This window comes from Nonomuraea sp. NPDC005730 (assembly GCF_040630865.1).
Classification (GTDB): Bacteria; Actinomycetota; Actinomycetes; order Streptosporangiales; family Streptosporangiaceae; genus Nonomuraea.
In genome coordinates this window covers 71692-88194 of the sequence record NZ_JBEXYK010000011.1, presented here as the reverse complement: position 1 = coordinate 88194, position 16503 = coordinate 71692, and the positions used below count along the sequence as shown (strand labels likewise).

General features: G+C 74.4%; 13 protein-coding genes. 6 read left to right on the top strand and 7 right to left on the bottom strand.

Annotation, left to right across the window (positions count from 1 at the left end; translation table 11 throughout):
- Window positions 1–4: 4 nt before the first annotated feature.
- Window positions 5–847 (top strand): hypothetical protein, encoded by an 843-nt coding sequence (locus ABZ444_RS16660; RefSeq protein WP_357996904.1) that lies wholly within the window; start codon window positions 5–7, stop codon window positions 845–847.
- Window positions 848–1180: 333 nt separating this feature from the next.
- Here the strand turns inward: ABZ444_RS16660 and ABZ444_RS16655 are convergent, their stop codons facing one another.
- A complete protein-coding gene (locus tag ABZ444_RS16655; RefSeq protein ID WP_357996901.1) occupies window positions 1181–1486 on the bottom strand; it encodes a DUF6401 family natural product biosynthesis protein in 306 nt (101 codons plus the stop codon).
- A gap of 56 nt (window positions 1487–1542) precedes the next feature.
- Window positions 1543–2703 (bottom strand): 4-hydroxybenzoate 3-monooxygenase, encoded by a 1161-nt coding sequence (locus ABZ444_RS16650; protein ID WP_357996898.1) that lies wholly within the window; start codon window positions 2701–2703, stop codon window positions 1543–1545.
- An 80-nt stretch (window positions 2704–2783) separates the two neighbouring features.
- On the opposite strand from ABZ444_RS16650, the gene ABZ444_RS16645 reads away from it, so the two are divergent.
- Window positions 2784–3536: an IclR family transcriptional regulator gene (locus tag ABZ444_RS16645; RefSeq protein WP_357996895.1), complete on the top strand. Its 753-nt coding sequence runs from the start codon at window positions 2784–2786 to the stop codon at window positions 3534–3536.
- Between the two features lie 18 nt (window positions 3537–3554).
- On the opposite strand, the gene ABZ444_RS16640 is transcribed toward ABZ444_RS16645, so the two are convergent.
- Entirely contained in the window at window positions 3555–5321 is a 1767-nt protein-coding gene (locus ABZ444_RS16640) for a thiamine pyrophosphate-dependent enzyme (protein ID WP_357996892.1), read from the bottom strand.
- 87 nt (window positions 5322–5408) lie between these two features.
- On the opposite strand from ABZ444_RS16640, the gene ABZ444_RS16635 reads away from it, so the two are divergent.
- The 3 genes from ABZ444_RS16635 (at window position 5409) to ABZ444_RS16625 (ending at window position 8440) form a co-directional block, all read left to right on the top strand.
- A complete protein-coding gene (locus ABZ444_RS16635; RefSeq protein ID WP_357996889.1) occupies window positions 5409–6296 on the top strand; it encodes an NAD(P)H-binding protein in 888 nt (295 codons plus the stop codon).
- 102 nt (window positions 6297–6398) lie between these two features.
- Window positions 6399–7025 carry a cupin domain-containing protein gene (locus ABZ444_RS16630; RefSeq protein ID WP_357964447.1) on the top strand — a complete coding sequence of 209 codons (627 nt, stop codon included), beginning with the start codon at window positions 6399–6401 and terminating at the stop codon, window positions 7023–7025.
- Window positions 7022–8440 carry an FAD-binding oxidoreductase gene (locus ABZ444_RS16625; protein WP_357996886.1) on the top strand — a complete coding sequence of 473 codons (1419 nt, stop codon included), beginning with the start codon at window positions 7022–7024 and terminating at the stop codon, window positions 8438–8440. Before ABZ444_RS16630 ends, ABZ444_RS16625 begins: the two co-directional genes overlap by 4 nt.
- A 21-nt stretch (window positions 8441–8461) precedes the next feature.
- On the opposite strand, the gene ligD is transcribed toward ABZ444_RS16625, so the two are convergent.
- Both ligD and ABZ444_RS16615 read right to left on the bottom strand, forming a co-directional pair.
- Window positions 8462–9658: a non-homologous end-joining DNA ligase gene (ligD, locus tag ABZ444_RS16620; protein WP_357996884.1), complete on the bottom strand. Its 1197-nt coding sequence runs from the start codon at window positions 9656–9658 to the stop codon at window positions 8462–8464.
- A 29-nt stretch (window positions 9659–9687) separates the two neighbouring features.
- Window positions 9688–12903 (bottom strand): BTAD domain-containing putative transcriptional regulator, encoded by a 3216-nt coding sequence (locus tag ABZ444_RS16615; RefSeq protein WP_357996881.1) that lies wholly within the window; start codon window positions 12901–12903, stop codon window positions 9688–9690.
- Between the two features lie 55 nt (window positions 12904–12958).
- On the opposite strand from ABZ444_RS16615, the gene ABZ444_RS16610 reads away from it, so the two are divergent.
- Window positions 12959–14239, top strand: a complete 1281-nt coding sequence (locus tag ABZ444_RS16610; RefSeq protein WP_357996878.1) for an FAD-binding protein — start codon at window positions 12959–12961, stop codon at window positions 14237–14239.
- Between the two features lie 5 nt (window positions 14240–14244).
- Here the strand turns inward: ABZ444_RS16610 and ABZ444_RS16605 are convergent, their stop codons facing one another.
- On the bottom strand, window positions 14245–15321 hold the full coding sequence (locus ABZ444_RS16605; RefSeq protein WP_357996875.1) for a winged helix DNA-binding domain-containing protein: 1077 nt from the start codon (window positions 15319–15321) through the stop codon (window positions 14245–14247).
- Window positions 15318–16442, bottom strand: coding sequence for an epoxide hydrolase family protein (locus ABZ444_RS16600; RefSeq protein ID WP_357996872.1), 1125 nt, complete (start codon window positions 16440–16442; stop codon window positions 15318–15320). Before ABZ444_RS16600 ends, ABZ444_RS16605 begins: the two co-directional genes overlap by 4 nt.
- Window positions 16443–16503: the final 61 nt, after the last annotated feature.

Here is a 16503-nt window from a genome sequence, read left to right as displayed (position 1 = left end):
AACCGTGGACATCAATATTGGCCAAGGCCTGACGGACGCCTGGCGACAGGTCGCGACGTTCGTGCCCAGGCTGGTCGCGTTCCTGGTGATCCTGATCATCGGGTGGATCGTGGCGAAGGCGCTGCAGAAGCTCGTGGACAAGATCCTCGACCGCGTCGGGTTCGAACGGGCGGTACACCGCAGCGGCGTGCAGCGCTGGCTCGAAAGCAGCCGGTACGACGCCAGCGGGCTGCTCGCCAAGCTCGTCTACTACGCGATCCTGCTGATCACCCTGCAGATCGCCTTCAGCGTCTTCGGGCCCAACCCGATCTCGTCGCTGCTCAACGGGGTGGTGGGCTGGCTGCCCAAGGCCGTGGTCGCCATCGTGATCATCGTGATCGCCGGGGCGATCGCCCGGGCCGTCAGGGATCTCGTCGACGGCGCGCTCGGCGGGCTGTCCTACGGTCGCTGGCTCGGCATCGCGGCGGCCGTCTTCATCTGGGCGCTGGGCATCATCGCCGCGCTCAACCAGATCGGCGTCGCCACGACCGTCACGACCCCGGTGCTCATCACCGTCCTCGCCACCATCGGCGCGATCCTGGCCATCGGCCTGGGCGGCGGGCTCGTCCGCCCGATGCAGCAGCGCTGGGAGCGCTGGATCGGCCGGATCGAGGCGGAGGCGCCGCAGGCCAGGGCGCACGCCGAGGCGTACCAGCGGGGGCGTGAGGACGCCCGCACGATGGCCCGGCCCGCCGAACCGGCCCGGACCACGCCCGGCGCCCCCGGCACGACCGGCACGACCGGCCCGACCGGCCCGACGGGCACGACCGGCGGGGCGACCCGCGCGGACATCCCGCCGGAGACCTGAGCTCCGTGTGGCCGGGACGAGCGCCCGGTCACGCGGACCCACCCCGGCCGGCCGAGCCCCGGCCGCCGGGTGAGCCGGCCCCGCGCCGGCGACCTTGCCAGAGGGGGCGAGGGGAAGGAGACTCCTTCCACGAACTCCTCGGGAGGGACATGAGCAGAGAGCGCTTAGTGAAGGACAGGGCCGGCGAGGCCGCCCGGCCGGAGCAGTGGCAGCCGGGGGATCTCGTCCTCGACACCCGTGGCCGGCTGTTCGTGCGTGCGTCCGGGGAGGACGAGAGGCTCGGTCGCCCCTGGGCCCTGCCGTTGCACGACACGCTCGACGTGTCCGGCCGGCTCAGGCGGGTTCGGCGAGGAAGCCCTGCTCGCGGGCGAGCCAGCAGACCGCCGTCAGCCGCAGGGCGGGCGCGTCGTGGTCGCCGCTGAAGATCCAGCCGCGGTGGCGCAGCTCGTCGAGGAAGCCCAGCAGGTAGTCGCCCAGGGTCTCGCGGTCGAGCGGGATCGCGTCACGCAGCAGCGCCGCGTGCTGGTCCACGGCCGCGACCAGCGCCGGCTCGGACTCCATCCTGGCGAGCTGGGCATGGCCCAGCGTGTCCATCAACCACCGCAGGGGCGAATGCGCCCAGCCCTCCTCGAAAACCACGCGCCAACTTTAAGGCATCGCCCGAGGTCAGGCCGCCTGGGGGGGCGGTAGCGCGGTCAGTCGAAGGGCAGCCCGACGTAGTTCTCCGCCAGCGTGGTCGCCGCCGCCTCGGAGGAGGTGACGTAGTCCAGGTAGGAGGTCTGCAGCCGCCGTCCGTACGCGTCGTCCTCGTCGAAGGTGTGCAGCAGCGTCGTCATCCACCACGAGAAGTGCTGCGCCCGCCACACCCGCTTCAGGCACGCCCGCGAGTAGCCGTCGAGCAGCTCCGACGAGCCGTGCTCGAAGAAGGCCGCCAGCGCCTCGGTCAGCACCCGGACGTCGGCCACGGCCAGGTTCAGCCCCTTGGCGCCGGTCGGCGGGACGATGTGGGCGGCGTCCCCGGCCAGGTAGAGCCGCCCGTACTGCATGGGCTCGGCGACGAAGGAGCGCATCGGCGTGACGCCCTTCTCGATGATCTCGCCGGTGGTCAGCTCGAAGCCCGGGACGGTCTCCAGCCGGGCCTTCAGCTCGGCCCAGACGCGCTCGTCCGGCCACTGCGCCACGTCGGCGTCGGCCGGGACCTGGAGGTAGAAGCGGCTGACCGTGGGCGAGCGCATGCTGTGCAGCGCGAAGCCGCGCTCGGTCCTGGCATAGATCAGCTCCTGCGACGAGGGCGCCACCTCGGCCAGGACGCCGAGCCAGGCGAACGGGTACTCCCGCTCGAACACCTCCAGGACCCCGTCCGGGACGCTCGGACGCGAGACGCCGTGGAAGCCGTCGCACCCGGCGATCACGTCGCAGTCGAGCCGCTCGCCGCCGAAGGTGAGGTACGGCTCGGACCCCGGCGAGTGCACCGCGACGTCCTCGACATCGAACCGCAGGTCGCCGCCCGCCGCCAGCCGGGCCGCGATCAGGTCCTTGACGACCTCCTGCTGGCCGTAGACGGTGATGGCGCGGCCGGGGACGAGCTTGTCGAAGGCGATGCGGTGGCCCGCGCCGCCGTACCGCAGCTCGATGCCGTGGTGGGGCAGGCCCTCGCGCAGCATGCGCGCGCCGACCCCCGCCTCGACGAGCGTGTCCACCGTGCCCTGCTCCAGGACGCCCGCGCGGACCCGCCGCTCGACGTAGGCGCGGCTGCGCTTCTCCAGCACCACCGAGGAGATGCCGCGCAGGTGGAGCAGATGAGACAGCAGGAGGCCCGCGGGGCCCGCGCCGATGATCCCGACCTGAGTTCGCATGAGGGAAGTCTGCTGCCTGCCGGCCCCGGGAGCCGAGTAGCCTCTTCCACTGAGTGGAAGAATCGCGCAGGAGTGTGGTCATGTCCGGAGGAGCCCGGCGTCCGGGGCAGACGGTGACGTCCAAGGTGCTGGCCATCCTGGGGGCGTTCGACGCGGCCCATCCGCAGCTCACGCTGACCGACCTGGCCAGGCGGAGCGGGGTGCCGCTGAGCACGGCCCACCGGCTGGTGGCCGAGCTGGAGGAGTGGCAGGCGCTCAGCCGCTCCCCCGACGGGCGGCTGCGGGTGGGGCTGCGGCTGTGGGAGCTCGGCCAGCTCGCGCCCGGCAGCCTCCAGGGCCGCGCGCACCCCTGGCTCCAGGAGCTGTTCGCCACCACCGGCGAGAACGTGCACCTCGCCGTCCGCGACGGCCTGGAGGTCCTGTACGTGGACAAGGTGTACGGCAGGCGGGCCGTGCCCATCGTCTCGCGCACCGGCGGGCGGCTGCCGATGCACCCGACCGGGGTGGGCAAGGCGCTGCTGGCCTTCGAGCCGGAGTGGTTCGTGCAGGCGTACCTGGCCCGCGCGCTCGAACGGCCCACGCCGCACACCGTCACCGAGCCGGGCCGGCTGGCCAGGGAGCTGGCGGCGGTGCGGGCGCAGGGCTACGCGCTGACGCACGAGGAGATGACGCTCGGCTCGTGCTCGGCGGCGGCGCCGGTCGTGGTGGACGGGCGTGCGGTGGCGGCCGTGGGGATCGTGCTGGCCTCGCGGCGCGCCCGCGAGCTGCCCCGGCTGGTGGACCCGCTCCTGGAGAGCGCCGCCCGGATCGCCGCCGCCTGCCGGACCCCGTGACCGGCCGCCGGCTGGCGGTCAGTCGGTGAACTTCTGGATGCGGTCCTTGAACAGGGTGGTCGCGATGGCCGCCTTGTGCGGCTGCCCCTTCAGGAACGCCTGGGCGAAGCTCTTGGCCTGGTCGTAGGAGACCTTGCCGGGCATGGGCGGCTCGTTCGGGTTGACGTCCACGTCGACCAGGGCGGGGCCGTCGTGGGCGAGCGCCTGCCTGATCGCCGCGGCCACGTCCCCGGATTTGGTGACCTTGGCGCCGAACCCGCCGCACGCCCTGGCCCAGACCGAGTAGTCGGCCTCCGGCTGGGCGAAGCGCACGCCGTGCTCGGGGTAGCCGAGGACCATCTGCTCCCACAGGATCTGGCCGAGCGAGTTGTTGTTGTTGATGACGACCTTGACCGGCAGCCGGTGCTGGGCGGCGGTCAGGAACTCGGCCATCAGCATCGCGAACCCGCCGTCGCCGACGTAGGCGATGACCTGCCGGCCGGGGAAGGCGTGCTGCATGGCGATGGCGTACGGCAGGCCCGGCGCCATCGTGGCCAGCGTGCCCGACAGGTAGAACTCGCGCCCGCCGCGGATCGTCCAGTGGCGGGCGGCCCAGGTGGCGATCGTGCCGCTGTCGCAGGTCAGGATGGCGTCGTCGGCGGCCAGGTCGTCCAGGACGGACATGGCGTACTGGGGGGCGATCGGGTCCCTGTCGGGGTTCTCCAGGCTGTCCATGTCGGAGCGCCACCTGGCCATGAGCTTCTGGTACTTGGCCAGGTGGCCGTCGCCGTCGCGCCGGGTGAGCAGCGGCAGCAGCTCGCGCAGGCCCTCCTTGGCGTCGCACACCACGGGCACGTCGGTCGGCACCCGCGCCCCGGCCCTGGTCGGCTCGGCCTCGAACTGCACCACCCGCGCCTTGCCCGGCTCGGGGAGGAACTTCGAGTAGGGGAAGTTCGTGCCGATCATGAACAGCACGTCGGCCTCGTCCATCAGCTCCTCGCTCGGCTTGGTGCCGAGCAGCCCGATCCCGCCCGTCGTGTACGGCGAGTCGTCCGGGACGACCGCCTTGCCGGGCAGCGTCTTGACCACCGGCGCGCCCAGCGCCTCGGCCACGGCCAGCACCTCCCGCCGGGCGTGCAGCGCGCCCTGCCCGGCCAGGATGGCGGGCCGTTGCGCGGCGTTGAGCACCTCGGCGGCCCGCACCAGGTCCTCCTGGCGCGGCAGCCCCGGCGGCCGCAGGTAGATCGGCGCGGTCTCCGGCGCCCGCACCGGCGCGACCGTCCGGTACGGGTCCTCCCCAGCCTCGGCCACCTGGATGTCGTTGGGCAGCGTGAGATGGGCGACGCCGCGCCGGGCGTAGGCCGTCCGGACGGCCAGGTCCACCAGCGAGGGCAGCTGGGCCGGGTTGGTGATCATCATGTTGTACTCGGCCACGTCGGCGAACAGCTTGTCGAGGTGGACTTCCTGCTGGTAGCCGGTGCCCAGCACGGCGGTCTCCTGCATGCCGGTGATGGCCAGCACGGGGACGTGGTCGAGCTTGGCGTCGTAGAGGCCGTTGAGCAGGTGGATGCCGCCGGGGCCGGAGGTGGCCAGGCACACACCGATCCGTCCAGTGGCCTTGGCGTAGCCGGTGGCCATGAAGGCGGCGGCCTCCTCGTGGTGCACCAGCACGAACCGCACCCGGTCACGGTGACGGCGCAGCCCCTCCATGATGCCGTTGATGCCGTCGCCGGGCAGGCCGAAGACGGTGTCCACGCCCCACTCGGCGAGCCGTTCGACCAGGGATTCGGATGCGATACGAGCCATATTGGCGGCTCTACCCCGCACCGCCGTCCACAGACCTCGTCACGAAAATCATTGTCATCTCCGGGGATTCGCGGGTATGGACCCGGCATGCGCATTCTGGTCACAGGAGCCACCGGCACCCTCGGCAGGGCCCTCGTGCCCGTCCTGCTCAAGGCGGGACATCGGGTACGGGCGCTCAGTCGTACCCGGCACGAGGACCGCGGGGGCGTGGAGTGGGTGTGGGGCGATCTGGCCTCGGGCAAGGGCGTCGCCGAGGCCGTCCGGCAGGTCGAGGCCGTCGCGCACCTGGCCACCGGCGGCCGGCAGAGGCGCGCCCAGGTGGACCTGGCCGGCACCCGCACGCTGACCGCGGCGGCCCGCGCGGCCGGGGCCTCGCACGTGCTGCTGCCCTCGATCACCGGCGCGGACCGCGCGCCGGGTCACCGTCACAAGCTGGAGGCCGAACGGCTGGTCAGGGAGAGCGGCATGGCCTGGACGATCGTCCGCGCCACCCCGTTCCACCAGTCGGTGGACCGGCTGCTGCGTGACCTGGCGGCGCTGCCCGTGCTGCCGGTGGACCGCTCGCTGCTGTGGCAGCCGGTGCACGTGGACGACGTCGCCGGCCGCCTGGCCGCGCTGCTGGCCGGTGGCCCGGCCTGCGCCGTCGTCGAGTACGGCGGCCCGCAGGTCCTCGGCACCGAGGAGCTGACCAGGACCTGGCTGGACGCCCGCCGCCTGCGCCGCCTGTGCCTGCCGGTGCGCATCCCGGGCCGGCTGGCCGCCGCGCAACGCGCGGGCGCGTTCACCACCGAGGCCGACCCCAAGGGCCGGATCACCTGGCACGACTACCTGTTCCCGCCGCCGCCCGTGCCCTCGGACGACTTCGCCGAGGAGCACACCGCCTCGCCGACCAGCCCGGCCACGCAGCCCGAGCGGGACCCGTCCGTGCGCGTCTACGGCGGCGACGAGGGCTACCAGCGGCCGACCCGCGGCTGAGACCGGTTACCGATTCGTTAGGCACCCCCCTCTTGCTGGGCTTTCTCCGCCGTCGGTACCGTCACTGAACAACTTGTTCAGCCTGACCGATCGAGAGGTTCGATGACGGACCTGGGTACCCGCATCCGGGTCTACCGAGGCATGCGCGGCATGACCGTGCGCGCCCTGGCCGGCGAGGCCAAGGCGAGCCCCAGCTTCATCAGCCAGCTCGAACGCGGGCAGACCAGCGCGAGCATCGGCATGCTGCGCAGGATCGCCTCCGCGCTCGGCATCACCGTGGCCGACCTGTTCAACGAGGACGACGAGCCCGCCCACCGCGTGGTGCGCCGCGCCGAGCGTCCCGAGCTGGCCACCGCGCCGGGCACCCGCAAGTTCCTGATCTCCCAGCGCCCGCTGCGCACTGTGGAGATGTACGCCGGCGAGTTCGACCCCGGCGCCTCCACCGGCGACGAGCCGTACACGCACGGCGACTCGCAGGAGATCTTCCTCGTGCTGCGCGGCAGCCTCACGCTCTGGCTGGGCCCCGCCGGGTCCGCCGCCGCGCACCCGCTGGGGCCCGGCGACAGCGTGGAGTACCGCACCTCGGTCCCGCACCGGGTGGTCAACGACGGCGACGAGACCGCCGAGGTGCTCTGGGTGATCAGCCCGCCCACCCCGTCCGCCGGGGAGAGAGCGGACGGGGAAACAACGGACGGGCAAGCAGCAGCCGTGGAGGCAGAACAGTCATGACAGGCATCCCGCTCACCGACGACTTCGCCAACGGGGGCGTCTCGTTCTGGTACCGGCAGATCGGCCTGCCGGCCAGGCGGCCCTCGCTGCCCGGCTCCCGCGAGTACGACGTGGCGATCGTCGGCGGCGGCTACACCGGCCTGTGGACGGCGTACTACCTGAAGAAGGCCCAGCCCGACCTGCGGATCGCGATCCTGGAGAAGGAGTTCGCCGGGTTCGGCGCCTCCGGGCGCAACGGCGGCTGGCTGTCGGCCGAGTTCGCCGGCTCCCGCGAGCGGCACGCCCAGGCCCGCGGCCGGCAGGCCATGATCGACCTCCAGCACGCCATGTTCCGCGCGGTGGACGAGGTCATCGACGTCACCCGCGCCGAGGGCATCGACGCCGACGTGCACAAGGGCGGTCTCGTGCACGTCGCGACCAACCCGGCCCAGCGGCGGCGGCTCCGCGAGGAGGTCGCCGACCTGCGCTCCTGGGGCTACGGCGCGGACGACATGCGGCTGATGGACCGCGACGAGCAGCGCGAACGCCTCCAGGTGGCGGGCACGCTGGAGGCCGCGTACTCGCCGCACTGCGCCCGCGTGCAGCCGGCCAAGCTCGCCGTCGGGCTGGCCTCGACCGTGGCCGCGCTGGGCGTGGACGTCTTCGAGGGCACGACGGTGACCGAGATCCGGCCGCGCGTGGGCGGCGGCAAGGCGACCGCGCACACGCCGCTCGGCATCGTCTCGGCCGACTACGTCATCCGCGCCACAGAGGGCTTCACCGCGTCACTGGCCGGGCAGCACCGGCAGTGGCTGCCGATGAACAGCTCCATGATCGTCACCGAGCCGCTGCCCGCCGAGGTGTGGAAGCACATCGGCTGGGCCGGGCACGAGCTGCTCGGCGACCAGGCCCACGCCTACGTCTACGCCCAGCGCACGGCCGACGACCGGATCGCGATCGGCGGGCGGGGGGTGCCGTACCGGTTCGGGTCGCGGACCGACCGCCGGGGGGCCACCCAGGCGCGGACGGTGGCGCTGCTGTGGCGGATGCTGGTGAAGCTCTTCCCGGCGGCGGCCGACGCGCGGGTGCAGCACTCGTGGTGCGGGGTGCTCGGCGTGCCGCGCGACTGGTGCTCGACCGTGCACCTCGACCACGCGAGCGGGCTGGGCTGGGCCGGCGGGTACGTCGGCAGCGGCGTCACCACCACGAACCTGGCCGGGCGCACGCTGCGCGACCTGGTGCTGCGGCGGGACACCGAGCTGACGGCGCTGCCGTGGGTGGGCCGGCAGGTGCGGCAGTGGGAGCCGGAGCCGCTGCGGTGGGCGGGCGTGCAGCTCATCTACACGCTGTTCCGGGCCGCCGACCGCCACGAGAACGACCGCGGCACCGGCACCTCGCTCTACGCCCGCCTCGGCAACCTCGTCTCGGGCCGCTGACCGCCGCTCGCCGGTGAGGGGTCAGGGGCCGCCCGCGCCCTGCCAGGGGTCGTAGTCGGCCTCCAGCGGCTCCTGCGCCGGCCGCTCCTCCTCCGGCACGTGCTGGAGGTTGACCCGGATCCGGTACCACACGCTGCTGCGCCCGCGCATGCCGTCGACCAGCACGTCGGCGGGCTCCAGCAGGGCCGCGACCTCGGGGTGGCGGGCCTTCCAGCGGTCGAGCCCGGCCAGGGCCTCCTCCTTGTGCTGGGCCCTGGCGATCTCGACGACCGGCATCGTCTGCTGCCTGCGCCCGCTGCCCTTGGGCGGCTTGGGCGCGGGCCCGAGCTCCTCGGCCAGCTCCAGCAGGCCGTCGAGCGAGCCGGCGTGCAGGTCCATGTCCTCCCACGGGTCGCCGATCTCGGCCAGCCGCTTCGGCACGCTGTCGACGGTGAACTCCTCGGGCCGGCAGCCGGGCACCTCCTCCCAGCTCAGCGGGGTGGACACGCGGGCGTCGGGCACCGCCCGCACCGAGTACGCCGAGGCGACCGTGCGGTCGTAGGCGTTCTGGTTGAAGTCGACGAACACGCCGTGGCGCTCCTCCTTCCACCACCGGCTGGTCGCCAGGTCGGGGGCCCGCCGCTCGACCTCGCGCGCCACGGTCTCGGCCGCCTTGCGCACCTGGGCGAACGACCACCGCCGGTCGATCCGGGCATAGACATGGAACCCCCGCGACCCGGACGTCTTGGGCCAGGCGACCAGCCCGTGGTCGGCCAGCACCTCCCGTGCCACCTGCGCGGTCGCCAGCACGTCGGCCCACTCGACGCCGGGGACGGGGTCGAGGTCGATGCGCAGCTCGTCGGGCCTGGCCAGGTCGTCGGCGCGGACCGGATGGGGGTTGAGGTCGACGCACCCGAGGTTGACCACCCAGAGCAACTGCGCCAGATCGGTGCAGACCACCTCTTCGGCGCTCAGCCCGGACCGGTAGCGCAGCTCGGCCACCTCGATCCAGTCGGGCCGCTTGGCCGGCGCGCGCTTCTGGAAGAACGCCTCCTGCTCGATGCCGTGGACGAACCGCTTGAGCACCATCGGCCGCCCGTGCACGCCGCGCAGCGCCGCCTCACCGACCGCCTGGTAGAACCGGATCAGGTCGAGCTTGGTGTGGCCGGACCGCGGGAAGACCACCTTGTCGGGGCTGGTGACGCGGACGGAGCGGCCCGCGACCTCGATGTCAGGCATGAGATCACGATACGCGGCGGGTCCGACAGTCAGCCGGGACGCCACCCCCGGCTGCGCGCCTCCCAGTACGTCAGCCCGAGCCGCCGGTGCAGCTCGACGGCGGCCTCGTGGTGCTCGCGCGCCTCCCGTCCGCGGCCGAGCCGGCCGGCCAGCTCGGCCAGCACGTCGTGCACCGAGCCCCAGGCGGCGCTGCCCATGCCCATGACGATGAGCTGGCCGGCGATGGGCAGCAGCCGTTCGTACAGCTCGGCGGGGTCGGGCGTGCCGAGGCGGGCGGCCACCAGCCCCCAGACGGGGTGCAGGAAGTCCGCGGCCCAGTCCTCGCGCAGCTCCACCCCCCACCGGCCGATCAGCTCCCGGGCGAGCTCCGGCCGCCCGGCCTCCAGCGCGGCGAGCACGGCCAGCGGGCGCACCGGGCTCATCAGCGGCCGCTCCCCCGCCGCCACCAGCTCCTCCAGCAGCTCCGCGCCCCGGCCCTGGCCCCGCCTGCAGGTGTAGAGGGTGCCCAGGCGGCGCGCCTCGATCCCCCACAGGCTGCCGCCGAACGCGAGCCCGGGGAAGCGGCCGAGCAGGGCCTCGGCCTCGTCCCAGCGGGCGTGCAGGGTGTGCGCGGCGGTCTGCGAGACGCGGACCATGGCCTCCAGCTCGGGCCTGGCGACCTCGTGCAGGAGCTGCTCGCAGCGGTCCAGGTCCCTGGCCCACTCGGCCAGGTCGCCCGCGCGCAGCAGGCACGACATGCGCAGGACGCGCCCGACCAGCCGGGCCTCCCTGGGCAGGCCGGGGACGGCCAGCATCTCCTCGGCCGCCCTGCGCCGCGCGTCGTTGCGGCCCGGGACGAACCCGGCGATCAGGTAGTTGTTCAGCGCCTTGGCCAGCAGCATCGGGTCGTCCAGGCCGCGGGCCAGCTCGACGGCCTCCAGCGCCAGCCGCTCGCCCTCCGCGCGGCGCGGGCCGTAGTGCAGCTCGATGCCGAGCGTGCCGAGCAGCGCCGCCCTGGACGCCGGGTCCACACCGCCGGCGAGCAGGTCCTCCAGGACCGCGACCATCGTCTCGTCCACGACGCCGTACGGCCGCCAGTTCCACACCGACAGCCCGCCGAACACCGAGACGGCGGCCACCAGCGCGTCCTTGTCGCCGAGCCGCTGGGCCTGGGCGACGGCCTCGTCCAGGTCGCGGTGGGCGCCGGCGGCGTCGCCCAGGCTGCGGCGGGCCCGGCCCAGCTCGGTGAGCAGCCGGCAGCGCCGCGGGGAGTCGCCGGGCGGGAGGTGGGCGAGCGCCAGCTCCCACAGCTCGACGGCCTCCTGGTAACCGTGCCGGGCGGCGGCCTGGGCGGCGGCCTCGCCGGCGTGCGTGACGGCCTTGGGCGCGCCGCCCAGCCTGGCCGCCGCGGCGAAGTGGCCGGCCAGCAGCGCCGGGTCGGCGCCGGGCACGCTCTCCAGGTGCAGGCCGGCGCGCAGGTGCAGCCGGGCGCGGGCGAGCGTGGTCAGGCCGGCGTCGAGTGCCTGGCGGACGAGGGCGTGCGAGAAGCGGTAGTCGGCCGCCTCGGTCAGCAGCCCGGCGGCCAGGGCGGGCTCCAGGCCGGTCATGACCTCCTCGACCGGCTGCTCGACGAGCGCGGCCAGCAGGTCCACCTCGACCTCCCGCCCCGCGACGGCGGCGGCCCTGAGCAGGTCCAGCGTCGGCCCGGGCAGCCTGGCCAGCCTGCGGTCGATCACGTCGCGTGCGCCGGGCGGGACGAGATGGCGTTCGCGCTCGGGCAGCCGCAGCAGCTCGGTGAGGTAGAACGGGTTGCCGCCGGAGCGGTCGAGCAGCTCCCCCGGGTCGGCGCTCACCTCGCGCAGGCGCAGGAAGTCGCGCACCCCGTCGGCGTCGAACGGCGCGAGCGGCAGCCTGCGGCCCTCCCCGGACAGGGCGGCCAGGGTCTCGCGGAGCTGGGCCGGGTGGCCGGCCGGCTCGGGCCTGAGGGTGGCCAGCACCAGGGCGGACGTGCCCGCCAGCTCGCCGGCGACGTGGCCGAGCAGCTTCAGCGACGAGGCGTCGGCCCAGTGCAGGTCCTCCAGCACCAGCAGCAGCGGGCCGCCGCGCAGCGAGTCGAGCACGGCGTCGTAGAGGTCGAACAGCTCGGCGTGCGGCGACGGCGGGATCATGCCCGCCCGCGTCCACGGCCAGAACGCCGGGGCCCTGGCGTCGTCCAGGCACCTGCCCCACTCCACCCGGAAGCCGCGGGCGGCGGCCAGGCCTGCGGCGGCCCTGGCCAGGCTGGTCTTGCCGATGCCGGGCTCGCCGGTGACCAGCGCCGCCCCGCCCCGCCCGGCCCGTGCCGCGCCCAGCAGCTCCTCCAGGGTCCGCAGCTCCGCCTCCCTCCCCACCAGCCGCTCCCCCGCGCCCCGGCCGGCCACCGGCACGGGCTTCGCCGGGGGCTCCGGGGCGGCCTCCGCCTCCTTCTCCGTCCCCGGGTCCTCCGCCGGAGTGGCGGTCGTCGCGCCGGGGGCGTCCAGGGCCGGGGACTGGTCGAAGACGGCCTGTTCCAGACGTCTGAGCTCAGGTCCCGGCTCGATGCCCAGCCGTCCGGCCAGCAGCCCGCGCACCCGGCGCAGGGCGGCCAGCGCGTCGGCCTGCCGGCCCGCCCGGTAGAGCCCGAGCACCAGCAGCCGCCACGCCCGCTCCCGGTACGGGTACGCCTCGGCCAGCGACTCCAGGTCGGGCACGGTGGCCTCGCCCAGCTCCAGCCGCGCCTCCAGCCGGTCCTCCTCGGCCGCCAGCCGCAGCCGCGCCAGCCGGGCCGGCACCTCGGGCGCGAGCCCCGGGAACTCGGCCAGCGGCTCGCCGCGCCACAGGCCGAGCGCCCGGTCGAGCACCCGTGCCGCCTCGCCGTGCCGCCCCTGCCGCACCAGCCGGGCGCCGTCGGCCGTCCAGGAGGCGAAGCGGGCGACGTCCGTCTGGCCGGGCGCGATGTCCAGCAGGTAGCCGGGCTCGCGGGTGAGCAGCATTCGGGGCGGCGTGCGCGGCCTGCGTCCGGGTTCGAGCACCCGCCGCAGGTGCGACACGTACGCCTGGAGCGTGGCGGTGGCCCTGGCCGGGGCCTCCCCCGCCCACAGCTCGTCGATCAGCCGGTCGAGCGGCACGATACGGCCCGGTTCCAGCGCCAGCATGGCCAGCACCGCGCGCTGCTTGCGGGTGCCGAGGTCGAGGCGGCGGCCGTCGGCGTCGTCCACCTCGAGCGGCCCGAAAAGTCTGAACTCCACAGACCTCAAGTCAACCCCAATTCCCACGCAAGTGGGGCGACGCATCATTGATCGCATGAACGAACTGAGGAACATGACGGCCGGCCCGGTGCTGCTCCCCGGCGACGACGGCTTCGACCAGGCGCGACGGCCCTGGAACCTGGCGGTGGACCAGCCGGTGCGCGCGGTGGTCGAGGCGGCCGACGCCGACGACGTGGCCGCCGTGATCGGCTACGCCCGCCTGCACGGCCTGGCGGTGACCGCGCAGCCGGGCGGCCACGGCGCGTCGGGCGACACCGAGGGGACGATCCTGCTGCGTACCGGCCGGCTGGGCGGGGTGGAGATCCGCGACGGGGTGGCGCGCGTCGGCGCGGGCGTGAAGTGGGGCGAGGTGCTGGCGGCCGCGAGCCCGCTCGGGCTGACCGGCCTGGCGGGCAGCTCGCCGGTGGTGAGCGTGACCGGTTACACCCTGGGCGGCGGCCTGAGCTGGTTCAGCCGCAAGTACGGCTTCGCCGCCGACAGCGTGCGCGCCGTCGAGGCCGTGGACGCCGACGGCGGCCGGGTCAGGGTGACCGCCGAGCGCGACCCCGAGCTGTTCTGGGCCCTGCGCGGCGGCGGCGGCGACTTCGCGATCGTGACGGCGCTGGAGTTCGACCTGCACCCCGCGCCCTTCCTGTACGGCGGCCGGATCATCTGGCCGGCCGACCGCGCCGAGCAGGTCATGGCGGCCTTCCGCGAGGTCACCGCCGACGCGCCGGAGGAGCTGTCGGTGTGGTTCCAGCTCCTGACGCCGCCCGGGGCCCCCGGCTTCGTCATGGCCGACTGCACCTACCTCGGGGCCGACCCGGGGGCGCTGCTGCGGCCGTTCGAGGCGGTGGGCGGGGCGATCGCCGACACCAGGCGGCGGCTGCCGGTGGCCGAGCTGGCCTCGATCTGCGACGAGCCGGTCGACCCGAGCCCGGGCGTGGGCCACACCGAGCTGCTGACCAGGCTGGACGACGAGGTCGCCGGCGTGCTGGCCGGCGAGCCGATCGAGCCGCTGCTGGCGGTGCAGGTCCGGCACCTGGGCGGGGCCGTGGCCAGGCCGGTCGAGGGCGGCGGCGCGGTGGAGCGGCTGGCGGAGCCGTACCTCGTGCACTCGCTGGGCCTGCCGTCGCCGGAGGTGTCGGAGCGGATGGAGCGGCTCGGCAAGTCGCTGGTGCCGTTCAGCACCGGGCGGCGTCCGTTCACGATGCTGCACGGCGGGGAGCAGGCGGCGGCGGCGTTCTCGCCCGAGACGCTGGCCCGGCTGCGCGACCTCAAGCGCGCCCGCGACCCGCTCAGCGTCATCAGGTCCAACTTCCCGGTGCTCGGCTGACCGGCCTACGCCTCGTCGAGGACCAGGTCGTACGTCGCCCGGGGCGCCACGAAGGCGCACAGCTGGGCGGCCTCGGCCAGCAGGGCGTCGCGATCCGTACGGCGCAACGGGGTGAACGGCCGGATGCGCAGTGTCCGGTCCCGGATCTGCCAGGTGCCCTGCCACATGCCGTCGACCAGGAAGGTGCCGGTGGTCGCGCCGTTGCCCGGGGGGAGCGGGACGGGGCGGTTGCCGGGGATCATCCGGGTCCGGTCCTTGTGTGACAGCAGCAGATTGTCGTATTCGGGGAGGAATCTGGGCGGGGCGGGCACGTCCTCGGCCGGCCGGGGCGCGTCGGGCAGGTCGTACAGCACCTGCCGCTCCTCCCCGCGGAACACCCGCAGGGGCAGCCGCTCCACCACCTCGCGCAGGTGGGTCAGCCCGGACCACAGCTGGACGTCCGCGACGCTCGCCGGGCCGAACGCGCCGAGGTAGCGCAGCACCAGCGCGTCCACCGGCACCGGACGCAGCGGCGCGCCCAGCCAGTTCTCCACGGGCGTCCACGCGGCGGGGCCGGTGCCGCCCCAGACGCCCCGCGGCGGCACCTGGCACAGCGCGAGGTGATGCGTGGCCGCGTAGGCCAGCGCGCTCGGATCGGCGCCCGGCCGGCTCTCCGCGAGCAGCCTGCCGAGCTCACCGCGGGTGCGCGGCCGCTCCGCCAGCAGCCGCCCGGCCTGTTCGAGCAGCGCCTCCCGGTCCACGTCCCCGAGACCGCGGCGGAAGTGCGCGCGGAAGTCGGCGGCGTGCAGCGGATGGAACAGCGCGCGCCAGCCCAGGCAGTCGCGGGCGCTGACCAGGTGCACGGTGTTGCGCATCAGGTGCAGCCGCACCACCTGGCGCTGCTCGGTCAGCGCCGACAGCTCGCCCGGCGCGAAGCCCCGCAGCCGGGTCCACAGCCCCACGTACGGGGCCAGCGGCGCCTGGGACTGCATGCCGCCCAGGTGCTCGATCGCGTCGATCGCCCGGACCGGCGCGCGGTCCAGCAGGTACTGGCGGGCCAGCGTGGCCCGGTTGAGGCGACGCCGGCTCAGCACGTCGCTCACCGCAGCGGTCCGAAGAAGGCCCGCAGGTCGGCCGCCAGCACGGCGGGGGCCTCCATCGCGGGGAAGTGCCTGCCGCGCTCGAACTCGCTCCAGTGCGCGCCGGCCGGCGCGGGCACCAGCCTGCGCACCGTCTCGTCGGCGCCGAAGACCGCGAACCCCTGCGGCACGGCCGGCGGCGCGCCCCAGTCGGCGGAGTGGGCCTGCTCGTACAGGGTGTGCGCGGCGGAGGCGCCGGAGCCGGTGAACCAGTACAGGCTGACCGTGGTGAGCAGCTGGTCGCGGTCGACCGGCAGGTCGGTCCACTCGTGGACCTTCTCGGCGATCCAGGCGAGCTGCAGCAGCGGCGAGTCGGCCAGGCCGTAGCCGATGGTCTGCGGCCGGCTGTTCTGGATCGCCAGGTAGCCGGAGCCCTCCTTCCGGAAGGCGTCCATCCGGCTCAGGATCAGCTTGTCGACCGGGTCGTCCGGGTCGAGCCGGTCGACGATCCCCGGCATGAAGGTGGCGACGTTCGCGGCGGTGAACGGATCGGTCACCACGTGCACGCCGACGACGTGCTCGCCGTCGAGGCCGGCGAGCAGGCCGGACACGCCCGCGCCGACGTCGCCGCCGTGCACGCCGTACCGCTCGTAGCCGAGGCGGCCCATCAGCTCGGCCCAGGCGCGTGCGGTGCGCCCCATCGACCAGCCGGTCCCGCCCAGCGGGGTGGAGAAGGCGTAGCCGGGCAGCGACGGCGCGACGACGTGGAACGCCTGGCCCTCGTCCGGGTCGACCAGCGGCTCGATCAGGTGCAGGAACTCGGCGACGGAGCTCGGGTAGCCGTGGGTGATCAGCAGCGGCCTGGCGTCGGGCCGGTCGGACCTGACGTGCAGGAAGTGCACGCGCTGGCCGTCGATCTCGGTGGTGAACTGCGGATGGCGGTTGAGCCGTGTCTCCTGGGCGCGCCAGTCGTACCGCGTGCGCCAGTACTCGGCGAGCTCCTTCAGGTGGCCCAGCGGCACGCCGCGGGTCCATTCCACGCCGGGCAGCTCGCCGGGCCAGCGGGCGTGGGCGAGCCGGTCGTGCAGGTGGTCGACGTCGGCCTGGGGGATCTCGACGCGGAAGGGCTGGATGTCGTCGCGCACGGCGCTTCTCCTTGTCAACGGCACGGCCATGAGTGCTCTTGCGCTCATGCGGAGAAGACTA